Origin of the sequence: Microbacterium sp. IO18 (assembly GCF_049099505.1) — a bacterium.
In the GTDB taxonomy this organism is placed as follows: Bacteria; Actinomycetota; Actinomycetes; order Actinomycetales; family Microbacteriaceae; genus Microbacterium; species Microbacterium aurugineum.
This window is the reverse complement of the sequence record NZ_JBMJAF010000001.1, coordinates 1,990,068-2,012,508: the sequence shown is the minus strand read 5'-3', so window position 1 is coordinate 2,012,508 and position 22,441 is coordinate 1,990,068. Positions and strand designations below refer to the sequence as shown.

Here is a 22,441-nt window from a genome sequence, read left to right as displayed (position 1 = left end):
CACGCGGAGCGGGACGCTGTCTGCATGGACACGAGAACCGACACCGATACCGACACCGTCATCGTCGGAGGCGGGCCCGCCGGGCTCATGCTCGGACTGCTGCTCGCGCGTCGCGGGCTCCGGGTCACCGTGATCGAGAAGCATGCCGACTTCCTCCGCGACTTCCGGGGCGACACGATCCACCCCTCCACCCAGGAGCTGTTGGGGGAGCTCGGACTGCTCGACGACTTCCTCGCGCGCCCCCACGCCGATATGTCGGAGGTCACGCTCAGCTGGCACGGCACCGAACTGACCCTGGCCGACTTCTCGCACCTGCCGACGGCGAGGAAGGTGATGACGTTCATGCCGCAGTGGGACTTCCTCGACCTGGCGGCCTCGTCGGCGGAAGAGCTCCCGGGGTTCCGCCTGCTGCGTTCGACCCGCATCCAGGACGTCGTGCGCGAGGAGGGGCGGATCGTCGGGGTCACCGGAACCGGGCCGGACGGACCGGTCGACATCCGTGCACACCTCGTCGTCGATGCGTCGGGACGTGACTCCGAGCTCCGTGCCGCTGCCGGGCTCTCACCGGTCGGGGTGGCCGCGTCGATGGATGTCCTGTGGTTCCGGCTGCCGAAGGACGGCGACGAGGTGTACCCGTTCATCCAGGCCGGCGCGGGCATGGTCATCACGATCGACCGCGGGGACTTCTTCCAGATCGCGCACGTGATCCCCGCGGGTGCCTGGACGGGCTCCGAAGACGACCTGCATCGGATGAACGAGCGCCTGCGCCGCATCTCGCCTCGCCTCGGTGCCGCGGCAGCGCACCTCCGTCCGGCCGACGTGCACCTTCTGCGTGTGCGCCTGGAGCGGCTGCGTCGGTGGCACGTCGACGGGCTCCTGTGCATCGGCGACTCTGCGCACGCCATGTCTCCCGCGGGAGGCGTGGGGATCAACCTGGCCATCCAGGATGCGGTGGCCACTGACCGCATCCTCGGGCCGGTGCTGGGTACCCGTGCGCCGCAGCGTGCCGACCTCCGCCGGGTCGAGCGTCGTCGCGTCTGGCCGGTGATCGTGACCCAGGCGATCCAGCGACGACTGCAGGGTCCTCTCCTCGCGTCGCGCGCCGCGGACGCACCTCTGCCCTTCCCGTTGCGGATGCTGCGGGATCACCCTCGCCTGTCCCGCATCACCGGGCGCTTCGTCGGGATCGGAGCGCGCCCCGAATACCTCCGGTGACCCCGGCGGTGCGCGTCAGATCAGCCGACGGAGAGCCTCTTCGAGGGAGACGCCCTGCGCGTCCGCGCGGTCGCGCAACCGGGCATGCTCGTCCGACGTGAGCGGGATGCGCAGTTCGATCGGGTCGTCGTCGGGGGCGTTCGTCGAGCCCGGATCGTCGAGCCCGTCGAGCAGGTCCGAGGCCTCGGCCCACAACGGCTCCGCGAGCGTGGTCGATGGCGCGGCGGCCTCCGGGGCGGAGCCCGTCGCAGGAACGGAGGCCGCCACAGGAGCGGATGCGGCCACGGCGGCACCGGCGCCGGTGGCCCGCGTGAAGCCCGGACCTCGACGCGGCTCCTCCCCGGCCTGGTACGCCTTCGCGGCCGCGTTCGCACGCTCGTCGGCTGCCTCGTTCAGAGGGTGTCCGGCGTGGCCTTTGACCCAGGAGAACTCGACGTCACGCCCACGGATCGCCTCGTCGATGCCCTCCAGCAGGTCGCGGTTGAGCACGGGCCCGCCGTCGGACTTCCGCCAGCCCTTGCGCTTCCACCCCGGCATCCACTTGGTCACGGAGTCGATCACGTAGCGGCTGTCGCATTCGATCAGCAGCTTCTCGTCGGTGCCCGCCGTCGCACGCAGCAGCTCCAGCACCGCCCGCAACTCGCCCTGGTTGTTGGTGCCGTGCGGGGAGCCGCCCGCCGCCCAGTTCGCGTCGTCGATGTACCAGGCCCAGCCGTTGGGGCCGGGGTTGCCCAGGGCGGAGCCGTCTGCGGCGGCGGTGATCGTCATCCCTCCACCGTAATGCGGTCACCGGGTGCGCGATCGCCGCGCACTCGCGTCCTCCGTGCGCGCCGCCTAGGGTGGACGGATGTCTTCCGGCACCGAATGGGAATCCTTGGTCGGCACGGCCGTGGTGATCGCGATCGCGGTCCTCGCCACCGTCGCCGTTCTCGTACTGCTGCGTCTGGTGGCCACGCTCGTGAGCCGTCGTCTGCCGTGGGTGCGTGATTTCGCGCGCAGGGTGCGCAACGCCACGACGGCCACGGCGCTGGTCGTCGCGGTGTGGATCGCGATGGCGATCACGGCGCCCGCCGAGCAGGGATGGTGGCCGGCGGTCTCGCGACTGTTCCTGATCTCGACCATCCTCGTCGGGTCCTGGCTGTTCGCCGCGGCGATCTCGTTCGGTTTCGAACGGCTGATCGAGCGCGAGGAGACCGTCCTGGTCGGTCCGGAGGCACGACGTCGACGCACGCAGCTGCTCGTCATCCATCGGCTCGTGCTGGTGTCGATCGCCGTGCTGGCTCTGGGGGCCGTGCTGTTCACCTTCCCCGAGATGCGGGCCGTGGGCACGAGCCTCCTCGCGTCGGCGGGTATCGCGAGCATCATCGCCGGCCTCGCGGCGCAGTCGATCCTCGGCAACCTCATCGCCGGGATACAGGTGGCCTTCACGGACGCGATCCGCGTGGGCGACGTCGTCGTGGTCGAAGGCGAGTGGGGACGGGTCGGCGAGATCAACCTGTCGTACGTGGTCGTCTACATCTGGGACGAGCGACGCCTCGTCGTGCCGTGCAGCTACTTCACCTCGACGCCGATCGAGACGTGGACGCGCAGGTCGGACAAGATCCTCGGCACCGTCTACCTGGATCTGGACTGGCGCGTGCCGATGGACGCACTGCGCGCGGAGTTCACCCGCATCGTCGAAGCCTCGCCCGCCTGGGACGGGCGCTCGTCGAGCGCACTGGTGACGGACGCACAGGGCGGGTACGTCACCGTCCGGTTGGTGATGTCGGCGAAGGACTCCGACGACCAGTGGACGATCCGCTGCGAGGTGCGGGAGAAGATGATGAGCTGGTTGCAGCGGGAGTACCCGGACGCCCTCCCGCGCACCCGGGTGGAGTTCGGACCTCAGTCGGACTCGGCGCCCGCGTCGTCGACGGGCTCCTCCGCCTCGTAGTCGCCCACGGTCTCCGCCGCCGGCTCCGCGATCGGGAAGACGATCGAGCTGACCTCGGTCGTCGCCCCGAAGCCGAGGCCGAGCGAGAGGGGGTCGACGGCGGGTTCCTCGCCGAGCACCTCGGCCTCGGAGCGCTTCACGGGCTCGGAGGGCAGTGCCCAGGGGCTCTGTTCTTCTTCCGGCTTCTGCTGGAACATTCCCATGGGTCCATTGTGAACCCACGCCTCGACGCGGAGGCCGGATTCACACGGAATTGATCGGACGCCGGGGCCGGACGCCGGGACTGGTTCGCCGGGGGTCAGCCCTTCGCGGCCGCCGCCTGCCGGACCGCCTCGACGAGCGCGCGCCAGGGTCCGTCGAGCGCGGAGTCGGGCAGCTCACGCTCGCGGCGTTCGACCGGAGTCCGGGCGCGGATGCGCCATACGAAGCGGTCGGCGCCGGTCTCGGTCGGCGCCTCCTGATCCCAGGGGCACCGGTCGATCAGGTCGATCCATTCGCCGGCGTCGTCGGGTCCTGCTTCCACCTGCCACCGGCGACGGATGCCGGCGATGCCGCCCGTGCGGACGACGGCGATCACGATCGGTGCGTCAATCGCGGGAGGAGGCTCGCTCATCTGCATAGACTCCCACGACGCTCCACGCGCGTCGAGCCGCCGTGGCCGTGGCCTCGTCGATCGCGGTGGCCGCGGCGACCGTCGCATCGGCGAACTCGAGGAAGGACGCCGTGCTCGACAGGCCGCCGGTGAGTGCCCGGTACCAGACGGTCCCCGCGCGCTCCCAGGCCTTGCCGCCGAGGTCGAGCGCGAACAGGGCGAACGCGCGGTTGGGGATGCCCGAGTTGATGTGCACACCGCCGTTGTCCTCGGTGGTGCGCACGAAGCCGCTCATGTGATCGGGCTGCGGATCCTTGCCGAGCTCGTCGTCGTCGTAGGCGGTGCCCGGGGCGATCATCGACCGCAGGGCCGCGCCCTCGACGGCATCCGTGAAGATCTCGGCACCGATGAGCCACGTGGCGCTGTCGGCCGTCTGCCCGAGTGCATACTGCTCGGTCAGAGCACCGAAGACGTCGGCGATCGACTCGTTCAGCGCGCCCGGCTGGCCCTGGTATTCGAGGTTCGCGGTGTGCTGCACGACGCCGTGCGCGAGCTCGTGCCCGATGACCGTGAGCGAGCCGGTGAAGTGCTGGAACACCTCGCCGTCGCCGTCACCGAACACCATGCGCTCACCGTCCCAGAACGCGTTGTCGTAGTCGACGCCGTAGTGCACGGTGGCGTCCAGCGGGGCTCCGGCGTCATCGAGGGAATTGCGCCCGAAGGCGGACAGCAGCATCTCGAAGGTCGCTCCGAGGCCGTCGAAGGCTTCGTTCACCGCGGTGTCGGCCACGGGGGCGTCGTCTTCGCCGCGCACCACCGCGCCAGGGAGGCGCTGGGTGTTGCCGGCGTCGCTGATGGTGCGGTTCGGAGCATCCGACAGCTGGGCGACCAGGTCGCCGTTCTCGTCGATCGACAGGTCGATGCGGGCGCGGAACGGCGGTCGTCCGGCCGTCAGCGTCTGCCGCGCCGCAGCCGCGGCCTTCGGGAAGCGCCCCGATTCGGCCAGGCGTGCGAGCAGGTACGACGGGACGACTCCAGGACACTGTGTCGATGGTGTGCTGCTCATGGATCGACCCTACGCCGGGCGTCCGACGTCTGCGGGAACCGGCCGGGCAACCGCGCGGATTGTGAAGGAGATCTCACGGTGTGAAGGAGAGGTTCGCGCGGACTCCCCTTCGGAACGCGAGATCTCCTTCACAACGTGCGCGCCCGCCGGATGCGTCTCACTCGTGCTCGATGCTCAACACGGTCGTGCGGATGCCGTCCGACTCGTACTGCACCGGCATCCCGGGGTGGGCGGACGAGAACCAGAAGATCCCGTCGGCGGTGTCGTATCGACGGCAGGTGAGCTCGCCCAGGGGGGAGGACAGCGGCACGGTCGACATGCTCGTCGTCTCGGCGTCGAACGCCGCATGGCCCTGGAGCTCGGTCCAGGTCACCCGGCTCGAGACGACGGCGTTCGGGTCGGCTGCGGCCCACCGATCGAGGGTCGCGCCCTCCTCATCCGTGTGGTGGAAGCGGTTGACGTGTTCGCCCAGCGGCCCGTCCGGGCCTTCAAGGAGGAGGCGGATGCGCTTCCCCCTGCCGGTGGCGTCTCTGATCTCTTCGGCGGTGAACGGCGTCGGCAGGAGGCCGGGGCCGAGCAGGTGCGGGTCGGGATCGGTCATGCACCCAGTCTGCGTCACGGGTGACCAGTACGTCACGGGATGGTCTCGATGTCCGTCACCCGAGGGAGATCCTTGACAGAATTGCGTTCTGTATACAGAATACGAGTGCGCCGGAAAGGCGCTCCCGACACGATCTTCCAATGATGAAAGAGGTAGCGAGATGGCACGTGCGAACGTGACGCGGTATCTGGCATTGGGTGCCGCCGGCGCTCTGGCCCTGGGGCTCGCCGCGTGCAGCGGCGGCGGAGGAGGCGGTGGCGTCGACGCCGACGGCAACGCGACGGTCATCTGGTCCACCTGGGGCACGGCGGACGAGCTGACCCGCTACGAGGAGTTCAACAAGGACTTCATGAAGCGCCACCCCGACATCACCGTCAAGCTCCAGCCCGTCGCCGGCTACGGCGACTACCACTCCAAGCTGCTCGCACAGCTCACCAGCAACACGGCACCCGATGTCTTCTACGTCGGTGACGACATGATCGGCCAGTTCGTCGATTCCGACAGGCTGATGCCGCTCAGCGACCTGATGGAATCGGACGCGAGCAAGACCACGAAGGACGATTTCTTCCCCGGACTCTTCGGCGCGGCGGAGGAGGGCGGCGAGGTCTACGCGGCCCCGAACGACTCCAACCCCGACGTCTTCTGGTACGACAAGCAGGCGCTGGAAGCCGCCGGGATCACCGAGGACCCCGCGACGCTGGCCGAGAACGGCGAGTGGACGACCGACAAGTTCCTCGAGATGAACGCCACGCTCCACGACGCGGGGCTCACCGGGACGATGTACTGGAACTACTGGGCCACCCACTGGAGCTGGCTGTCGTCCCAGGGCCTTCCCGCGCCATACGACGAGGCGGGAGCGTTCGTCGCGAACCAGGACGACGCCACCGTCGCTTCCGTGCAGGAGCTGGGCGACCTCTTCCAGGACGGCACCTTCGTCGTCGCCGACACGCTTCCCGACGGCGCCGGAGCCGACAGCATCTTCGTCACGCACAAGGCCGGTTTCTTCGTGCAGGGCCGCTACACGATCGGCACGGTCAAGGCCACGGGCGAAGAGGACAGCTACGACATCGTCCGCTGGCCGACGCCCGACGGTGAGGCCGCTCCCACCGGTGTCGCGACCAGTTTCCTCGCGATCAACGGCAAGACCAAGGTGAAGGACGCCGCGTTCACGTTCTGGACGGAGTTCCTCTCCGCCGAGGGGCAGACCTTCCGCCTCAAAGGGGGCGGGAACGCGGTCCCGTCGATCAAGGGTGCCGACGACGTGGTGCTCGAGGGGGACTACCCCGTGCACGCGCAGACGTTCCTCGACATGCGCGACATCGGGTTCACGAACTACCCCGCTGAGGCCAGGGTCCCGGGGCTGCCGGTCGCCATCTCCGAGGAGTTCCAGAAGCTCTACGAAGGCAAGACCGACGCGCAGGAGACGCTCGACACGATCGCCGGCGTGGTCGAGGATCGGTCGGAGAAGTAGGAGTGACCACGCTCACCGAGAACGGACGGATGCCGCAGGCCACCCCTGCGGCATCCGTCCCGCCCCTGCGTCGGGAGGCCGCCTGGCGTCGGCGGGATCGGGCCTGGGGCTACGTCTTCGTCGCTCCGCAGCTGCTCGGCATGGCGCTGTTCGTCGTGCTGCCGTTCGCCGCCAGCCTGGTGCTGGCCTTCGCCGAGTGGGACGGCCTGGGCGAGCTCACCTGGGTGGGGCTGGCGAACTTCGCCGATCAGCTGCAGGATCCGCTGCTCGCCCGTGCGATCATCAACACCCTGCTGATCGCGATCATCACCGTGCCGATCGGCCTCACGCTCGCGGTCATCGTCGCCGTCGCACTCGAGAAGCTCAAGACCCGCACGCTCTACCTGATCCTGTTCTTCGCCCCGGTGGTCACCTCGACCGTCGCCGTCGCCATGATCTGGCAGCAGATGTTCCGTGCGGACGGCCTGCTCTCGACCACGATCTCGAAGGTGTTCGGGATCACGCCCCCGGATTGGCTGCAGGATCCCAAGCTCGCGCTCCTCGCCGTCTGCATCGTGACGATCTGGTCGTCGATGGGCCTGAACGTCGTGATCTTCCTGGCCGGTCTGCAGAACATCTCGCCGTCGGTGATCGAGGCCGCCCGCATCGACGGCGCCGGTGCCGTGCGCCTGTTCACCAGCATCCGGCTCCCGCTGCTCTCGCCGATCGTGTTCTTCTCCTCGGTGATCGCGTTCATCTCGTCGCTGCAGACCTTCGACACGGTCTACGTGCTGGTCTCCGGCGGCGGACCCGACAACGCGACCCGCACCATCGTCTATCACATCTTCGACCTCGGCTTCGGGCGATTCGAGTTCGGGCTGTCCAGCGCGGCCAGCATCATCCTGCTCGTGCTCACCCTCGTCATCACGGCGATCCAGTTCGGTGCGCAGAAGAAGTTCGTCCACTACGAGGATGACCCGGCATGACCCTCCAGACCACACCCCTCAGCGACCCCGCCGCCCCCGCGACCGATTCGACCGTCGCCCTCACCGCTCCCGGATACCGTCAGCGAGGCCGAGGGGGACCAGGGGCCGGACGCGCCCGCCGACGTCTCGGTTCGACCGTGCTGCACGTGCTCCTCGTGGTCGGCGGCATCTCGATGGTGTTCCCGTTCATCTGGATGCTGCTGACGTCGTTCAAGACCCTCCCACAGCTGTTGAAGAACCCGCTGGAGTTCCTGCCGAACCCCTGGACCGTCGACAACTACGTGAACGCGTGGAACGCCGTTCCGTTCGGGCAGGCCTACCTGAACAGTGCGTACATCGCCGTGCTGGTGGTGGTCGGCACCCTGATCACCGCGTCGATGGCCGGGTACGCGTTCGCCCGTATCCGGTTCCGGGGCAGCAAGGTGATCTTCATCGTCTTCCTCGCGACGCAGATGATCCCGGCGCAGGTCACCCTCATCCCCTTCTACCTCCTGATGTCGCAGCTCGGCTGGGTGGATTCGCATCTCGCATTGATCGTGCCCGGGATGATCGCGAACCCCTTCGCCGTGTTCCTGATGCGGCAGTTCGTCCTCGCTCTGCCGCGCGAGCTGGAGGAGGCCGCGCTGGTGGACGGCGCCGGGCGCTGGCGCATCTTCTGGAGCATCGTGCTGCCGAACCTGAAGCCCGGCCTCGCTGCGCTCAGCATCATCACCGCCCTCAGCGTCTGGAACGCGTTCCTGTTCCCGTTGGTGCTGTTGAACACGCCGGACCTGTTCACGGTTCCGCTGCTGCTGACCTCGTTCCAGGGGCAGTTCGGCTCCATCAACTACGGGCTCGTGATGGCGGCGTCCGCGATCGCGACCGTGCCGATGCTCATCGTGTTCGTGATCGGTCAGCGCAAGATCCTCAACAGCATGGCCGCATCGGGACTCGGGGGGCGATGATGACGGATCTCGCCGCCCTCGCCGGGCGTCACCTCGACCTGGTGTCCGCTCCCTTCACGCTCCCGCGCTCGCGCGTGCTCGTGTTCCGAGCCGACGACGGCGAGGGCGTGCGCGTGCACACCTCGGAGTACGAGCGGCGGCTGTCGGAGTGCCGGGTGCTCGATGCGCTGATCGTGATCGGTGCCGGGGGCGAGGTGCTCCCGGTGACCGGCGTGCATCCCGCGCGGGTGAGCTTCGGCGGCGGCGCGGTGACCCTGACCTTCGCCGATCCCTCCACACTCAGCCTCGGCGGCGCTTCGGGATCGCGGGTGCGGCTCCGGCGTCCGGACGGCGGCGTCGAGGAGCATCCGCTCGATCGAGGGCTCGGGCTGCACGTCGCCGCAGATCGCACCGTCGCGGTCGTGCACGGCGACCACTCGGCTGCCCTCGCCACGACCGAGGCGATCTGGACCGAGTGGTTCGCGAAGTGCCCGCGCGTGCGCGACGATCTGCAGGAGATGGCCGCCTTCTGCTGGTGGGTGCTCGGGGCGAACATCGTCGAGCTGCCGTCGCTGGGCGATGCCAGGGCCATCGTGCCGTCGAAGATCGGCTACGTCGGTCTCTGGCAATGGGATGCGTACTTCATCGCGGTCGGTCTGCGCCACGGCGACCCCGAGCTCGCTCGCGAGCAGCTCGACCTCGCCTTCCGGTTCCCTCAGCCCGACGGGCAGCTGCCCGACGTCGTGCATGAGCTCGGGGTGCTGGCGACCAGCGACGATCTGCCCGAGAGCGACCGCGCCAACCTGCGCCGTGCCGGGTCGCAGATCGCCGACCCGAGCGCACCCGTGCCGCTGACGAAGCCTCCGCTCGCCGCCTGGGCGCTGCGCAAGGTGCTCGACGTCGAGGATGCGCCCGACTACGCGCGCCGGCAACTGGCCCGGATCGTCCGCTCGCAGGACTGGTGGTTCGCCGGCAGCGACCTCGACCACGACGGGATGCCGGAGTACGGGCACCCCTACTCCTCCGGCCTCGATGACAGCCCGATCTTCGATGGGCCGTTGCCGACTGCCGCGCCCGACCTCGGGGCGTATCTGGTGCGGCAGGATCGCGAGATCGCCGACCTCCTGCGCCGGTACGAGCCCGGGGTCGACGTGTCGCGCTTCGAGCAGCGGGCCGAGACCACACAGGAGCTGCTGCTGCGCATGTGGGATCCCGAGCGGGGACGCTTTCTCGCATTCGGCGGTGGGGAGCCGCAGCTCAGCGACACGGTCGTGGGGTTGATGCCGCTGCTCACGGGCACGTTGCCGCCTCCCGTCGCCGAGGCGCTGCGGGCGGCCGTCGACGACCCCGAACGCTTCGCTCTGCCGTGGGGGCTGCCCACGGTCGCGGCCTCCGACCCCGACTACTCGGACGAGCGCATGTGGCGCGGACCGGTCTGGGTGAACACGAGCATGCTCGTCGCCGAGGGGCTGGAGGCTTCGGGGTACCCCGAACGCGCGCGCGAACTGCGGGAGCAGACCGTGGCGCTGGTGATCCACGGCGGGGGCCCGCACGAGTACTTCAATCCGCACACGGGTAAGAAGGCCCGCACGGCCACGACCGCCTTCGGCTGGTCGGCCGCGCTGTTCGTCGACCTCGCCGTGACGCTCTCGCGGTGAGCACGCGCAGCATCCGTTCCGGTCGCACTTTCTCCCGCTATTCGGCCCTTTTGTCGGCAGGAAGTGCGACCGGAGCGGCGTCAGGCGGTGAAGTACGAACTCGTGGCGTTGTCGAGGATGCGCTGCATGCCGTGCATCCAGTTGAGCTTGAGGGCGTCGACGGCGCCGGGGATGTCGCCGTCGGCGAGGTGGCGGGCGATCTCGGCGTGCTCGGCGGCGACGCGTTCGACCTTGACGTCTTCGGGGACCAGCAGGGACTCGTAGCGGTGGAACGAACTGCGCACGTTGTCGATCACGGCCAGGAGCCGGGTGTTCGGGCAGGCGGACAGCATCACGCTGTGCCACTCGTCGTCCTTGGTGATGACCAGCTGGTGCTCCACGAGCTCGTCGGCGAAGGCTTCGGCCATCTCCTTGAGTCGGATCCCGATCACGCGCAGTTCCTCGGGCGGGCTCAGCTCGAGCGCCAGGCTCTCGAGTGCAGCCATGACCGGCGCGAGGTCGCGGAACTCGGACGCGCTGAGCGGGACGAAGCGGAAGCCCTTGCCGTTCTCGCTCTCGATCTGGCCCTCGGACTCGAGGGCGATGAGCGCTTCACGCAGGGGGGTGCGGCTCACGCCGAGTTCGGTGGCGAGCTGGACCTCGTTGATGCCTTCGCCGGGCTGCACGAGTCCGGCGCGCATACGGGTCAGCAACTCCTGCCGAACCTGCGAGCGCAGGTTCTTGCGTTCGATCGCCATGCGTCCCCTCTTCTGCCGCCTGCCCGTCAGCCTATGGGTTGACGGGCCTCGGGCGACGTCCTAGTGTGTTGTATACAGAATACAGCTGATCCCGGATTCGCACCAGTGCACCGCCGGATCAGCCGGTCATGACTCAGAGAGGAGGCTTCGTGCCCGCACCCGGTGGCGACCAGCCCGCCCGACGCGTCCGCCTCGACGCCCTCGCCTACGGCGGCGATTACAACCCCGACCAGTGGTCGGAGGAGACGTGGCACGAAGACATCCGTCTGATGCGCGAGGCCGGCGTGAACATGGTGAGCCTGCCGATCTTCAGCTGGCCGCAGCTCGAACCCGAGCCCGGCGTCTACGACTGGGCATGGCTCGACCGCATCCTCGATCTGCTGTGGGACGCCGGCATCGCGATCGACCTCGCCACCGCCACCGCGACCCCGCCGTCCTGGCTGCTGCGGGCCCACCCCGAGATGGTGCCGTGGGATTCCGACGGGCACCGGCTCGAGTTCGGCTCCCGTCAGACCTACTGCCCCTCGTCGCCGATCTGGCGCGAGAACGTCGCCCGCATGGCTCGCGCGATGGCGGAGCGCTACGGGGAGCACCCCGGCCTCGCGATGTGGCACATCTCGAACGAGTACGGCGATCACACCTCACGCTGCTGGTGCCCCGAGTCGGCGAGGCACTTCCGCCGCTGGCTGCAGGATCGCTATGGAGACCTCGACGGGCTGAACGAGGCCTGGGGCGTGAACGTCTGGGGTCAGCGCTACACCTCCTGGGAGCACATCGAGACGCCGAAGAAGGCACCGGGTCCGATCAACCCGACCCAGCTGTTGGACTTCGAGCGGTTCTCGTCCGACGCCCTGCGGGAGCTGTTCCAGGTGGAGATCGACGTGCTGCGCGAGGTCACGCCCGACATCGCGGTCACCACGAACTTCATGAGCATGTTCCGCGACCTGGACTACTGGGACTTCGCCGCGATCGAAGATGTCGTGACCGACGACGCCTACCCGGAACCCGCCGACCCGACCTCGCACGTCGGGGCCGCCCTCAACTACGGCCTCATGCGCTCACTCAAGGGCGGACAGCCCTGGCTGCTGCTGGAATCCTCGGCGAGCGCGACCAGCTGGCGCGACGTGAACGTGCCCAAGGCGCCGGGCAAGATCCGCATCGAGAGTCTGCAGGCGGTCGCCCACGGCTCGGACGCCGTCATGTTCTTCCAGTGGCGCCAGGCCAAGTACGGCCAGGAGAAGTTCCACTCCTCGATGCTCGGTCACCGGGGGGAGCGCTCGCGCAGCTTCCGGGAGACCAAGGAGCTGGGCAATGAACTGAAGAGGCTCGAGCCGGTGCGCGGCACCCGGGTGCGCTCGCGCGTGGCGCTGGTCGTGGACTGGGACTCGTGGTGGGGGACCAGCGCTGTCGAGTCGCTGCCCTCGCAGAGACTGCAGTGGGCGCAGCAGGCCCGGGCCTGGCACCGCGCGCTGTACACGCTCGGCCAGCCGGTGGATGCCGTTCGCGCCACGGGGCCGTTCGACGCGTACGACGTGGTCGTGGTGCCGAACCTCTACATCGTCGAACAGCCGCAGGCCGACGCGTTGCGCACCTTCGTGGAGCGCGGAGGACACCTCGTCGTCGGACCGTTCTCGGGAGTGGTGGATGCGACCGAGAAGGTGCACGACGGCGGAGCACCCGGGCCGCTGCGCGATCTTCTGGGCATCGAGGTCGACGAGCAGTGGCCGATCGCCGACGGGCTGACCGAGAGCATCGACTACGCCGGCGAGATCCTGACGGTGCCGTCGTGGAGCGAGTGGCTCGAAACGGATGACGACGTCGAGGTGCGCGGCCGCTATGCCGGTGGCGAGCTCGACGGTCTGCCCGCCGTGACCCATCGCGCGGAAGGCCGGGGATCCGCCTGGTACGTCAGCGCGATGTTCGACGCCGCAGGTCTGCTCCCGGTCTTCCGCGACGTGCTGCGCAGGGCCGGCGTCCCCACCAGGGAGCACACCGATGTCGAGGTCGAGGCGGTCACCCGCGCCGACGACACCACGGACTACACCTTCTACCTCAACCACGGACGCGCACCCGTGACGTTCGAGATCCCGACCCCGGGAGTCGACCTGCTCACCGGTCTGCGTCATACGGACCGACTGGAGCTCGATCGGTACGGCGTCGCCGTGCTCGCCGCGCCCCGCGCACAGTCCATCCCCTTTGCCACCCTGATCCCTGTGAAGGAGGACGCATGACCGCCCCGTTCGTGCATCCGTACATCCCCAACACCGCGCCCGAGTCCCGTGCGGCGATGCTCGCCGCCGTGGGCGCCGCGTCGGTCGACGAGTTCTACGCCGACATCCCGGCCGGCCTCCGGCTCGGGCGACCCCTCGATCTGCCCGCGCCGTTCGTCGCGGAACAGGACCTCGCCCGCCACGTGCGCGCACTGCTCGCCAGGAACCACTCGACGCACGAGCGGCTGAGCTTCCTCGGCGCCGGCACCTACCACCACTACGTACCGGCGGTCGTCGACGAGGTCATCGGACGCAGCGAGTTCCTGACCGCCTACGCCGGCGAGCCCTATGAGGACCACGGCCGCTTCCAGGCGCTGTTCCAGTACCAGTCGCTGATGGCCGAGCTGCTCGAGATGGACGTCGTGAACGTGCCGACCTACGACGGCTACCAGGCGACCGCGACCGGCCTCACCATGTCGGGGCGCCTCACCGGCCGCGGACGGGTGCTGGTCGTGAGCGATGTGCTCCCCGCGAAGCTCGCGAAGGTGCACGACTACGTCCGTGCCCACCTCACGCTCGAGCACCTGCCGACCGTCGGCGGCACCGCCGACGTCGATGCGATCCGCGCCGCGCTGGGCGATGACGTGGCCGCGGTCTGGGTCGAGACGCCCAGCGCCACCGGCGCCGTGGAGGCCGCGCTGCAGGACATCGCGGATGCCGCGCACGCGGTGGGCGCCGTGCTCGTGGTCGGCACCGACCCCATCGGCTACGGCGTCCTCACCCCGCCCGCCGTCTCGGGAGCGGACATCGTCACCGGTGACATCCAGTCCCTCGGCCTGCACCAGTGGTTCGGCGGCGCCCACGGCGGGTTCATCGCCGTCCACGACGACCCGCGGTTCGTGATGGAGATGCCGTCGCGACTGTTCGGGCTCGCGACGACCGACGTTCCCGGCGAGTACGGCTTCGGCGACGTCGCGTACGACCGCACCTCCTTCGCGCATCGCGAGGAGGGGAAGGAATGGGTCGGCACGGCCGCGGCCCTCTGGGGCATCGCCGCCGGGGTCTACCTGGCGCTGATGGGTCCCGTCGGCATGGCGGAGCTCGGCGAGGTGCTGCTCGCCCGCACCCGATACGCCCAGCAGGCGCTCGCCGCGGTTCCTGGCGTCTCGCTCGACGACGACGCCGTGCACCTCCGCGAATTCACCGTGACGTTCAGCGAGGTCACGGCGGACGCGGTCGTCGCGACGCTCCGCGCCCGCGGCATCGAACCCGGCGTGGCCGTGGGGGAGCACCGCCTGCTCGTCTGCGTCACCGAACTCACCTCCCAGGCCGACATCGACACTCTGGCGGGCGCACTCGCTCAGGTCACGGCCTCCGATCTCGCTACGAAGGAGCAGAACCGATGAGCCTCCCCGTCGCCCCGAAGCCCGCGCTGCGCCGCTTCCAACAGGCTCGCTGGGACGAGCCGATCATCTTCGAACTGACCACTCCCGGCGAACGGGGTGTGCTGGTCTCACAGGTGGAGCCCGGCGTGCGCGCGGCGGTGGGGGATGTGGTCGCCGCGCTGCCGTCCTCCCTGCGTCGGGCCGCGAAGCCGAAGCTCCCCGAGATGGGCCAGATGCGTGTGCTCAAGCACTACCTGCGCCTGTCGCAGGAGAACCTCGGCGCCGACTTCAACGTCGACATCGGCCAGGGGACGTGCACCATGAAGTACGCGCCGAAGATCAACGACCAGCTCGCGAACACGCCGCAGCTCACCGCGATGCACCCTCATCAGGACCCGGCAGACGCGCAGGGCGTGCTCGAGATCGTCTGGCAGCTGGAGCGGATGCTCGCCGAGATCTCCGGCATGGACGAGGTCTCCCTCCACACGCAGGGCGGATCGGCGGCGATCTGGGCGAACATCGCGATGATCCGCGCCTTCTACGAGGCGAACGGAGAGGGCGAGCAGCGCCGCGAAGTCATCACCACGATCTTCAGCCACCCCTCGAACGCGGCCGCCGCGAAGGCCGCCGGGTACGAGGTCATCACCGTGTATCCCGACGCTGAGGGATACCCCTCGCTCGATGCGCTGAAGGCAGCGCTCTCGCCGCGCACCGCGGCCATCATGGTCACCAACCCCGAAGACACCGGCATCTACAACCCGGCGATCCGCGAGTGGGTGGACGCCGCGCACGCCGTGGGCGCCCTCGCCTCCTACGACCAGGCCAACGCCAACGGGATCCTCGGCATCACGCGTGCCCGCGACGCCGGGTTCGACGTGTGCCACTTCAACCTGCACAAGACGTTCGGCACTCCGCACGGCAGCGGGGGGCCCGGCTCGGGCGCGAACGCCGTGAGTGCGGCGCTCGCCCCGTTCCTGCCGGGACCACGGGTGGTGCGTGCGGATGACGGGACCTTCGCGGTGGCCGAGGCGGGTCAGCTGTCGATCGGCGCGGTCGGGCCCTTCTTCGGGGTGATCCCCGCGCTCGTGAAGGCCTACTCGTGGATCATGGCGCTCGGGGCCGAGGGCCTGCTGGCCGCCGCCGAGACCGCCGTGCTGAACAACAACTACCTGATGGCGAAGGTGCTCGCGATCCCCGGAGCCTCCGCGCCCTACGCGACCGGGCGTCGGCGGATCGAGCAGGTGCGCTACTCGTGGGAGGAGCTCTCCCGGGAGACCGGGATCTCATCCGAGGAGATCGGTGTGCGCATGACCGACTTCGGCATGCACTACTGGACCAGCCACCACCCCTATGTGGTGCCCCAGCCGTTCACGCTCGAACCGACGGAGTCGTACTCCCTCGCCGAGCTCGACGAGTATGCGGCGACCCTCGCCGAGGTCGCACGCGAAGCACGGGAGACCCCCGAGGTGGTGCGCACCGCCCCGCACAACCAGACCGTGCACCACACGCACCACGACGATCTGGACGACCCCGAGCGCTGGGCGGTCACGTGGCGCGCGTATCAGCGGAAGTACTTCCCCGCGGAGCCCGACGCGTCGTGATCGGACTCGTCGTCAATCCTGTCGCCGGAGTCGGCGGGCCCGCGGGCCTCGCCGGCTCCGACGGTGCGGACGTGCAGCACCTCGCCCTCGCGCGCGGTGCCCGCTCCCGCGTGCAGGAGCGGGCAGTCCTGGCTCTGACGGAACTCGCCGCACGGCATCCGGGGCTCGTGGTCGCGACCGCAGACGGAGCGATGGGAGCCGATGCCGTCCGTGCGGCGGGGCTCGTGCCCCGGGTGGTGTGGGCTCCCGGTCGCGCGACCGCCGGTGCCGACACGACAGCCGGTGCTGACACGACCGCCGGTGCTGACACGACCGCCGGTGCTGACACGACCGCCGCGGTGGGTGGGCTCGCCGCCGCCGGTGCTGACCTGATCCTCGTGGTCGGTGGGGACGGGACCCTGCGGGATGCGTGCGCCGGGCTCGATGCGGCCGCCTCCTTCGACCCGATGCATGACGACACGCCAGATGCAGGACGATCCGCCGGTGAAGGCTCCGACATCTGGCGTGTCGTCCTGCAAGTGGAGGCGGAGGCGGAGGCGGTCGGGGCTGCGGGGGCTGCGGCTGCGGGTGCGGTGGTGCCCGCCGTGCTCGGGGTTCCGGCCGGCGTGAAGATGTACTCGCCCGTGTTCGCGGTCAGCCCGCGGGCGGCCGGGGCGATCGCGGCCGACTGGATCGACCGGGACGGACTTCCCACCGACGACCGCGAAGTGCTCGACATCGACGAGGCAGCGATGCGGCAGGCTCGTGTCGACCCGACGCTGTACGGGATGCTCCGGGTGCCCTACCGCGCCGGACGGACGCAAGCACGGAAGGCCGCGACGCCGGTCACCGAGGCCGCCGCCGTCGAAGCCGCCGCGCGGGGAGCCGTCGCGCGCATGCTCCCGGGCGTCCGCTATCTGCTCGGACCCGGCGGCACGACGGCCGAGATCGCGAGGCAGCTCGGCGTCGAAGGATCCCCCCTCGGTGTCGACGTCGTCCTCGACGGTGCCGTGCGCGTGCGGGGAGCCAGCGAGCAGGAGCTTCTCGCCCAGATCGCGCAGGGCCCGGCCCAGGCCGTGATCACCGTGATCGGCGGCCAAGGATTCCTGCTCGGGCGGGGCAACCAGCAGCTCTCGGCCGCGGTCCTGCGCGCCATCGGCCCCGATCCGCTCCTGGTCGTCGCACCGGAGCAGAAGCTCATCGACCTGCACGGCCGGCCCCTTCTCGTCGACACCGGCGACCCTGATCTGGATGCGAGACTCGCCGGACACGTCCGCATCATCACCGGTGTCGGCACCCGCAGCCTCTACGCCGTGACCGCCCCCGAACTGACCCCCGCCTGACCACCAGTCTGAACGAACCCGAAAGGACACCCCATGCGTCTCGAGAACAAGAAGGCCATCGTCACCGGCGGCGCCGGCGGCATCGGTCGTGCCACGTCGCTCGCGCTCGCCGCGGAGGGCGCTGCCGTCGCCGTCGTCGACCTGAACGCGGATGCGGCCGAAGGCGTCGCCGCGGAGATCCGTGCGGCGGGTGGCTCGGCCATCGCGATCGCCGCCGACGTCGCGAGCGAGGCCGATATCGAGCGGGTCATCGCGACCGCGGTGGCCGAGCTGGGCGGCGTGAACGTCGTCTTCAACAATGCGGGCATCATCCGCCGCACCACGGCGGTGGAGACGACCGTCGAGGAGTGGGACCGGGTGTTCGGTGTGAACGTGCGGTCGATCTTCCTGATGTGCAAGCACATCGTGCCGATCATGGAAGCGGCCGGAGGCGGCTCGATCATCAACACGGGATCGGGGTGGGGCCTCAAGGGCGGAGGCCAGGCGATCTCGTACTGCGCGTCGAAGGGCGCCGTGGTGAACATGACCCGCGCGCTCGCGATCGACCACGGGCCCGCCGGCATCCGCGTGAACTCCGTCAACCCCGGAGACGTGAACACCGGGATGCTGCGCGACGAGGCGCGTCAGCTCGCGCAGGACACGAACGCCTTCCTCGCCGAGGCCGCCGACCGCCCGCTGCGCCGGATGGGAGAGCCGAGCGAGGTCGCACAGGCCGTGGTGTGGCTCGCGAGCGACGACTCCTCGTACGTCACCGGCTCGGCCCTGGTGGTGGACGGCGGCGGCATCGCCTGAGCGAGGGGTGGGGCGGGGAAACTCGCGTAAAATCGGGATGGTGACCGACGCGAACCCCCCTGAACTCGGCGCCGGCATCGACCCGGACGACCTCGCCACGACGCTGCGCGTGCTCGCCGAACTGCACACGATCGACAACGAGCACCCGGACTTCGTCGCGGTGCGCCACGCGACCGCGGCCATGTTCAAGGCCGTCAAGCGCGTGCGCCGCAAAGAGATCCGCGACGCGATCGCCGAGGCCGACAAGGCCGTGGTCGCCCGCACCGCCACCGGTGCCCCGGACCGCATCGACGACGAGACCCGGGGCCACGACCTCGCCACCAGCGTCGTGGACGCCCCGATCGCGGGCGAGCTCCTCAAGCCGCGCAACTGCTACATCTGCAAGCAGCCGTACACGCAGGTCGACGCGTTCTACCACCAGCTCTGCCCCGACTGCGCCCGCTTCAGCCACGGCAAGCGCAACGCCCGCACCGACCTCACCGGCAAGCGCGCCCTGCTCACGGGCGGCCGCGCCAAGATCGGCATGCACATCGCGCTGCGTCTGCTCCGAGACGGGGCGCACACCACGATCACGACGCGTTTCCCGCGCGACGCCGTGCGCCGGTTCTCCGCGCTGCCCGATTCCGCCGACTGGCTGCACCGTCTGAGGGTGGTGGGCATCGACCTGCGTGACCCGGCACAGGTCATCGGGCTCGCGGACTCGGTCGCCGCTCAGGGGCCGCTCGACATCCTGATCAACAACGCCGCCCAGACCGTACGGCGCTCGCCGGGGGCGTACTCGCTGCTCGCGGATGCCGAGCTGCAGCCGCTCCCCGACGGACCGCTGCCCGAGATGGAGACGTTCGGGCACACGGTCGATCCGCACCCGCAGGCGCTGCAGGCCTCGGTCGACTCGCATCCGCTGTTGTCGGTGGCGGCGCTCGGCGGCACCGTCGCGGAGCAGGGTGGCCAGGCGCTCACGGCCGAAGACCTGGCTCGCCTCGCGATGGCCCCCGGGTCCTCCTCCCTCGAGAAGCACGCGGACGGCACCGCGATCGATGCCGGCGGGCTCGTGCCCGATGTGAATCGCGTCAACAGCTGGGTGCAGTCGATCGAGCAGGTCGACCCGCTCGAGATGCTCGAGGTGCAGCTCGCGAACACGACCGCCCCGTTCCTGCTGATCAGCCGCCTGCGCGCATCGATGGCCGCCTCCGCGGCGCGTCGCACCTACGTCGTGAACGTCTCGGCGATGGAGGGGCAGTTCTCCCGCCGCTACAAGGGGCCGGGCCACCCGCACACGAACATGGCGAAGGCCGCGCTCAACATGCTCACCCGCACCAGCGCCGGCGAGATGCTCGAGAAGGACGGCATCCTGATGACCGCGGTCGACACGGGCTGGATCACCGACGAGCGCCCGCACTACACGAAGGTCCGGCTGGCGGAAGAGGGCTTCCACGCGCCGCTCGATCTGGTCGACGGTGCCGCACGCGTCTACGATCCGATCGTGCGCGGCGAGGCCGGGGAGGACATCCATGGCGTGTTCCTGAAGGACTACGAGCCCAGCCCCTGGTGAAGCCGCGGGTCAGAGCGCGTCGAGAGCGGCACGCGCCGTCCCTTCATCGGTGATCAGGGTGGTGACGAGTCCGGATCGCAGGGCGGCGAGCACGGCGCGCTGCTTGCCCGCACCCCCGCCGAGGGCGATGCGCGTCGGGGTGCGCTCCAGCTGCGCGGTGGTGATCCCGATCAGGCGTCGGTGGAGGCCGTCGACCTCGTTGCCGTCGATGTCGAGCAGGGTCGTGCCCAGCTCGGCGACCACCCCTCGGCGCAGGAGGGGAGCGAGTTCGTCGAGTTCGTCGAGCTGGGAAGCCAGCAGTGAGCTGCCCGGCCAACCACCGACCGTGAGCGCTGCCATGTCGATGTGGTCGATGCGTGCCAGGGCCTGTTGCACGGCGGGCTCCCGGGTCACCGCGTCCCACGAGCGGGCACTCCGGGTGACGAACGAGGCGGGGAGGGCGAACATCCTCCCCTTGGCGACGCCGCTGAGCTGACTGATCGCTTCGAGGTGCGTCCCCGCGTCGACCGAGGCGAAGCCGGTGAGCTGGACCACGTCGCAGGTGGCCACCTCCCGGATGCGGCCGCACGTGTCGAGGATCGTCCGCCCGGGGCCGAGTCCCACGATGGCGTCTTCGCCGATGGTCTCGCTCAGGAAGCGTGCACCGATGCTCGCGATCGTCGTGCGGGTGCGTGTCTCGTCGTTCGAGGGGGTGAGGGCCACGAACGCCGATTCGAGACCGTAGGCGCGGCTGAGTGCTTTCGAGAGCTCGGGGGCGATGGGCTCCGGCAGGCGGGTGCGGACCTCGACGAGACCGTCCTCGCGCGCTCGCCGGATCATCCGCCCCACGAGGAATCGCGAGATGCCGAGTTCTTCGGCGATCTCGATGGTCGATCGTCCGTGCTGGAGATTCTGGACGGCAGCGTACGCATACTGCACAGATTCGGTTGTTGAAAGAGTTGTGCACATATGAGCACTCTAGTGACTCACATGAGGACAATCCCTGTACTCTCGAACGCAAGTCACACGGAACCCGTCGCAGTTCGAAGGAGTATCGATGAACAACAGCCGAAAGCGTGCGCGCGCCCACAGCATCACCGCCGCCGTCGTCGTCCTCACCACCGCCGGCCTCCTGGCCGGCTGCGCGCCGAGCGACAGCATGACGTCCTCGACCGACGTCTCGTCGTTCGACTGGAAGAACTACAGCGGCGAGAAGCTGAGCATCCTCATGAGCGAGCATCCCCTCTCCGACGCCGTCCTCGACCACGTGGCCGACTTCGAGGAGAAGACCGGCATCGACGTCGACATCGAGACGCTGACCGAGTCCGACTACATGGTGAAGATCCTCACCGAGCTCCAGTCCGGCGCGGCCGGCTACGACGTCTTCATGACGTCCCAGCCGATGAACTACCAGTACGCCGCGGCCGGCTGGATGGAAGACCTGCAGCCGTGGGTCGACGACGACACGCAGACGGCTCCGGACTACGACTTCGACGACTTCTTCCCGTCGCTCATCGAAGCGGAGCGGTGGGACACCACGGAGTTCGACGGAGCGGGCGAAGGAGGTCTCTGGGCGATTCCCGCGAACGAGGAAGGCTACGCCCTCTTCTATCGAAAGGACATCCTCGAGGCCAACGGCGTCGCGGTGCCGCAGACGATCGACGAGCTCATCGCCGCCGCGCAGAAGCTCGACGGCACCGAGTTCGACGGCAAGACCATCTCCGGGTTCGTCAGTCGCGGCGACAAGACCTACCCCACCCTGAACCCGTTCTCCACGTTCGCCGGGGCCTACGGCGTCCAGGACATCACCGACGGCAAAGCCACTGTGAACTCGAAGGCGGGCAACGCGGCCGTCACCAAGTGGATCGAACTCATGCGCACCGCGCCGGAAGCGGCGAGCACCTACACGTGGTACGAGGCGCAGCAGGACTTCCTCGCCGGGAACTCCGCGTTCTACATCGACGCCGACCACATGGCCCCCGACTTCGAGAAGGAGGGCAGTGGGATCGCGGGCAAGGTCGGCTACGCGCTGCCGCCCGAGGGGCCGAAGGGGCGCGCGTCGAGCATGTGGGTCTGGTCGCTCGGCATGAACGCGGCGTCCACGCACAAGGGCGCTGCCTGGCAGTTCATCCAGTGGGCGACGTCGAAGGAGCTGCTGACGGATTCCATCGCGAACGGCAACCTCAACCCGACGCGCGTCTCCGTCGCCGAGAGCCCTGAACTCTCGGCCGCGACCGAAGGCTGGGGGGACTACAACGAGGTCTGGAAGAAGACCCTGACCGACTATGCGGAGTGGCCGTACGCGCCGTCTGCGAGCTGGACGACGGTCGGCGACATCTGGGCGACCGCGATCCAGTCGGCGCTGCTCGACAAAGCATCTGTGAAAGACGCTCTGGATGACGCGGCGACGAAGATCGACGCGGCGATCGAGTGACCTCG

Annotated in this window: 20 protein-coding genes; 13 read left to right on the top strand and 7 right to left on the bottom strand. The window is 69.3% G+C overall.

The genetic code is table 11. From position 1 onward, the window contains the following. The first annotated feature begins 24 nt into the window (after positions 1-24). Positions 25-1,215, top strand: a complete 1,191-nt coding sequence (locus ACLF6J_RS09660) for an FAD-dependent monooxygenase (protein ID WP_134352752.1) — start codon at positions 25-27, stop codon at positions 1,213-1,215. Between the two features lie 15 nt (positions 1,216-1,230). On the opposite strand, the gene ACLF6J_RS09655 is transcribed toward ACLF6J_RS09660, so the two are convergent. Further along, a complete protein-coding gene (locus ACLF6J_RS09655; protein ID WP_421076859.1) occupies positions 1,231-1,983 on the bottom strand; it encodes a ribonuclease H family protein in 753 nt (250 codons plus the stop codon). A gap of 79 nt (positions 1,984-2,062) precedes the next feature. Here ACLF6J_RS09655 and ACLF6J_RS09650 point away from each other — a divergent pair, with 79 nt between their 5' ends. Continuing rightward, positions 2,063-3,148 carry a mechanosensitive ion channel family protein gene (locus ACLF6J_RS09650; protein ID WP_134352754.1) on the top strand — a complete coding sequence of 362 codons (1,086 nt, stop codon included), beginning with the start codon at positions 2,063-2,065 and terminating at the stop codon, positions 3,146-3,148. Here ACLF6J_RS09650 and ACLF6J_RS09645 read toward each other — a convergent pair. The 4 genes from ACLF6J_RS09645 to ACLF6J_RS09630 all read right to left on the bottom strand — a co-directional run bounded on the left by ACLF6J_RS09645 (position 3,100) and on the right by ACLF6J_RS09630 (position 5,407). Beyond that, positions 3,100-3,351, bottom strand: a complete 252-nt coding sequence (locus ACLF6J_RS09645; RefSeq protein ID WP_208526501.1) for a hypothetical protein — start codon at positions 3,349-3,351, stop codon at positions 3,100-3,102. The genes ACLF6J_RS09650 and ACLF6J_RS09645 overlap by 49 nt on opposite strands. 95 nt (positions 3,352-3,446) lie before the next feature. Then, a complete protein-coding gene (locus ACLF6J_RS09640) occupies positions 3,447-3,761 on the bottom strand; it encodes a protealysin inhibitor emfourin (RefSeq protein ID WP_134352755.1) in 315 nt (104 codons plus the stop codon). Then, positions 3,736-4,806 carry a M4 family metallopeptidase gene (locus ACLF6J_RS09635; RefSeq protein WP_134352756.1) on the bottom strand — a complete coding sequence of 357 codons (1,071 nt, stop codon included), beginning with the start codon at positions 4,804-4,806 and terminating at the stop codon, positions 3,736-3,738. The genes ACLF6J_RS09640 and ACLF6J_RS09635 overlap by 26 nt, the downstream gene beginning before the upstream one ends. 157 nt (positions 4,807-4,963) lie before the next feature. Next, positions 4,964-5,407 carry a hypothetical protein gene (locus ACLF6J_RS09630; RefSeq protein WP_131493141.1) on the bottom strand — a complete coding sequence of 148 codons (444 nt, stop codon included), beginning with the start codon at positions 5,405-5,407 and terminating at the stop codon, positions 4,964-4,966. Between the two features lie 160 nt (positions 5,408-5,567). On the opposite strand from ACLF6J_RS09630, the gene ACLF6J_RS09625 reads away from it, so the two are divergent. From ACLF6J_RS09625 to ACLF6J_RS09610, 4 genes are read left to right on the top strand one after another with little or no spacing between them, the layout of a single operon-like run. Continuing rightward, positions 5,568-6,878 (top strand): ABC transporter substrate-binding protein, encoded by a 1,311-nt coding sequence (locus ACLF6J_RS09625; protein ID WP_134352758.1) that lies wholly within the window; start codon positions 5,568-5,570, stop codon positions 6,876-6,878. A 2-nt stretch (positions 6,879-6,880) separates the two neighbouring features. Continuing rightward, on the top strand, positions 6,881-7,843 hold the full coding sequence (locus ACLF6J_RS09620; RefSeq protein ID WP_047522834.1) for a carbohydrate ABC transporter permease: 963 nt from the start codon (positions 6,881-6,883) through the stop codon (positions 7,841-7,843). Continuing rightward, a complete protein-coding gene (locus ACLF6J_RS09615; RefSeq protein ID WP_081996995.1) occupies positions 7,840-8,787 on the top strand; it encodes a carbohydrate ABC transporter permease in 948 nt (315 codons plus the stop codon). Before ACLF6J_RS09620 ends, ACLF6J_RS09615 begins: the two co-directional genes overlap by 4 nt. Further along, positions 8,784-10,424: an amylo-alpha-1,6-glucosidase gene (locus tag ACLF6J_RS09610; RefSeq protein WP_134352759.1), complete on the top strand. Its 1,641-nt coding sequence runs from the start codon at positions 8,784-8,786 to the stop codon at positions 10,422-10,424. The genes ACLF6J_RS09615 and ACLF6J_RS09610 overlap by 4 nt, the downstream gene beginning before the upstream one ends. Before the next feature lie 80 nt (positions 10,425-10,504). On the opposite strand, the gene ACLF6J_RS09605 is transcribed toward ACLF6J_RS09610, so the two are convergent. Next, entirely contained in the window at positions 10,505-11,161 is a 657-nt protein-coding gene (locus ACLF6J_RS09605) for a GntR family transcriptional regulator (protein ID WP_052193514.1), read from the bottom strand. 128 nt (positions 11,162-11,289) lie between these two features. On the opposite strand from ACLF6J_RS09605, the gene ACLF6J_RS09600 reads away from it, so the two are divergent. The 6 genes from ACLF6J_RS09600 to ACLF6J_RS09575 are packed head-to-tail and all read left to right on the top strand — an operon-like array spanning position 11,290 to position 20,023. Beyond that, positions 11,290-13,392: a beta-galactosidase gene (locus ACLF6J_RS09600; RefSeq protein WP_244093571.1), complete on the top strand. Its 2,103-nt coding sequence runs from the start codon at positions 11,290-11,292 to the stop codon at positions 13,390-13,392. Next, positions 13,389-14,777, top strand: coding sequence for an aminomethyl-transferring glycine dehydrogenase subunit GcvPA (gene gcvPA / locus ACLF6J_RS09595; RefSeq protein ID WP_134352760.1), 1,389 nt, complete (start codon positions 13,389-13,391; stop codon positions 14,775-14,777). Before ACLF6J_RS09600 ends, gcvPA begins: the two co-directional genes overlap by 4 nt. Then, positions 14,774-16,357 (top strand): aminomethyl-transferring glycine dehydrogenase subunit GcvPB, encoded by a 1,584-nt coding sequence (gcvPB, locus tag ACLF6J_RS09590; protein WP_134352761.1) that lies wholly within the window; start codon positions 14,774-14,776, stop codon positions 16,355-16,357. Before gcvPA ends, gcvPB begins: the two co-directional genes overlap by 4 nt. Continuing rightward, positions 16,354-17,679 carry an ATP-NAD kinase family protein gene (locus tag ACLF6J_RS09585; RefSeq protein ID WP_166804684.1) on the top strand — a complete coding sequence of 442 codons (1,326 nt, stop codon included), beginning with the start codon at positions 16,354-16,356 and terminating at the stop codon, positions 17,677-17,679. Before gcvPB ends, ACLF6J_RS09585 begins: the two co-directional genes overlap by 4 nt. Positions 17,680-17,712: 33 nt before the next feature. Continuing rightward, a complete protein-coding gene (locus ACLF6J_RS09580; RefSeq protein WP_134352763.1) occupies positions 17,713-18,471 on the top strand; it encodes an SDR family NAD(P)-dependent oxidoreductase in 759 nt (252 codons plus the stop codon). A 37-nt stretch (positions 18,472-18,508) separates the two neighbouring features. Further along, a complete protein-coding gene (locus ACLF6J_RS09575) occupies positions 18,509-20,023 on the top strand; it encodes an SDR family NAD(P)-dependent oxidoreductase (RefSeq protein ID WP_134352764.1) in 1,515 nt (504 codons plus the stop codon). A gap of 9 nt (positions 20,024-20,032) precedes the next feature. Here ACLF6J_RS09575 and ACLF6J_RS09570 read toward each other — a convergent pair whose 3' ends face one another. Continuing rightward, positions 20,033-20,941: a sugar-binding transcriptional regulator gene (locus tag ACLF6J_RS09570; RefSeq protein WP_208526502.1), complete on the bottom strand. Its 909-nt coding sequence runs from the start codon at positions 20,939-20,941 to the stop codon at positions 20,033-20,035. Positions 20,942-21,059: 118 nt separating this feature from the next. Between ACLF6J_RS09570 and ACLF6J_RS09565 the strand changes: the two genes are divergently transcribed. Further along, positions 21,060-22,436: an ABC transporter substrate-binding protein gene (locus ACLF6J_RS09565; RefSeq protein ID WP_134352766.1), complete on the top strand. Its 1,377-nt coding sequence runs from the start codon at positions 21,060-21,062 to the stop codon at positions 22,434-22,436. Positions 22,437-22,441: the final 5 nt, after the last annotated feature.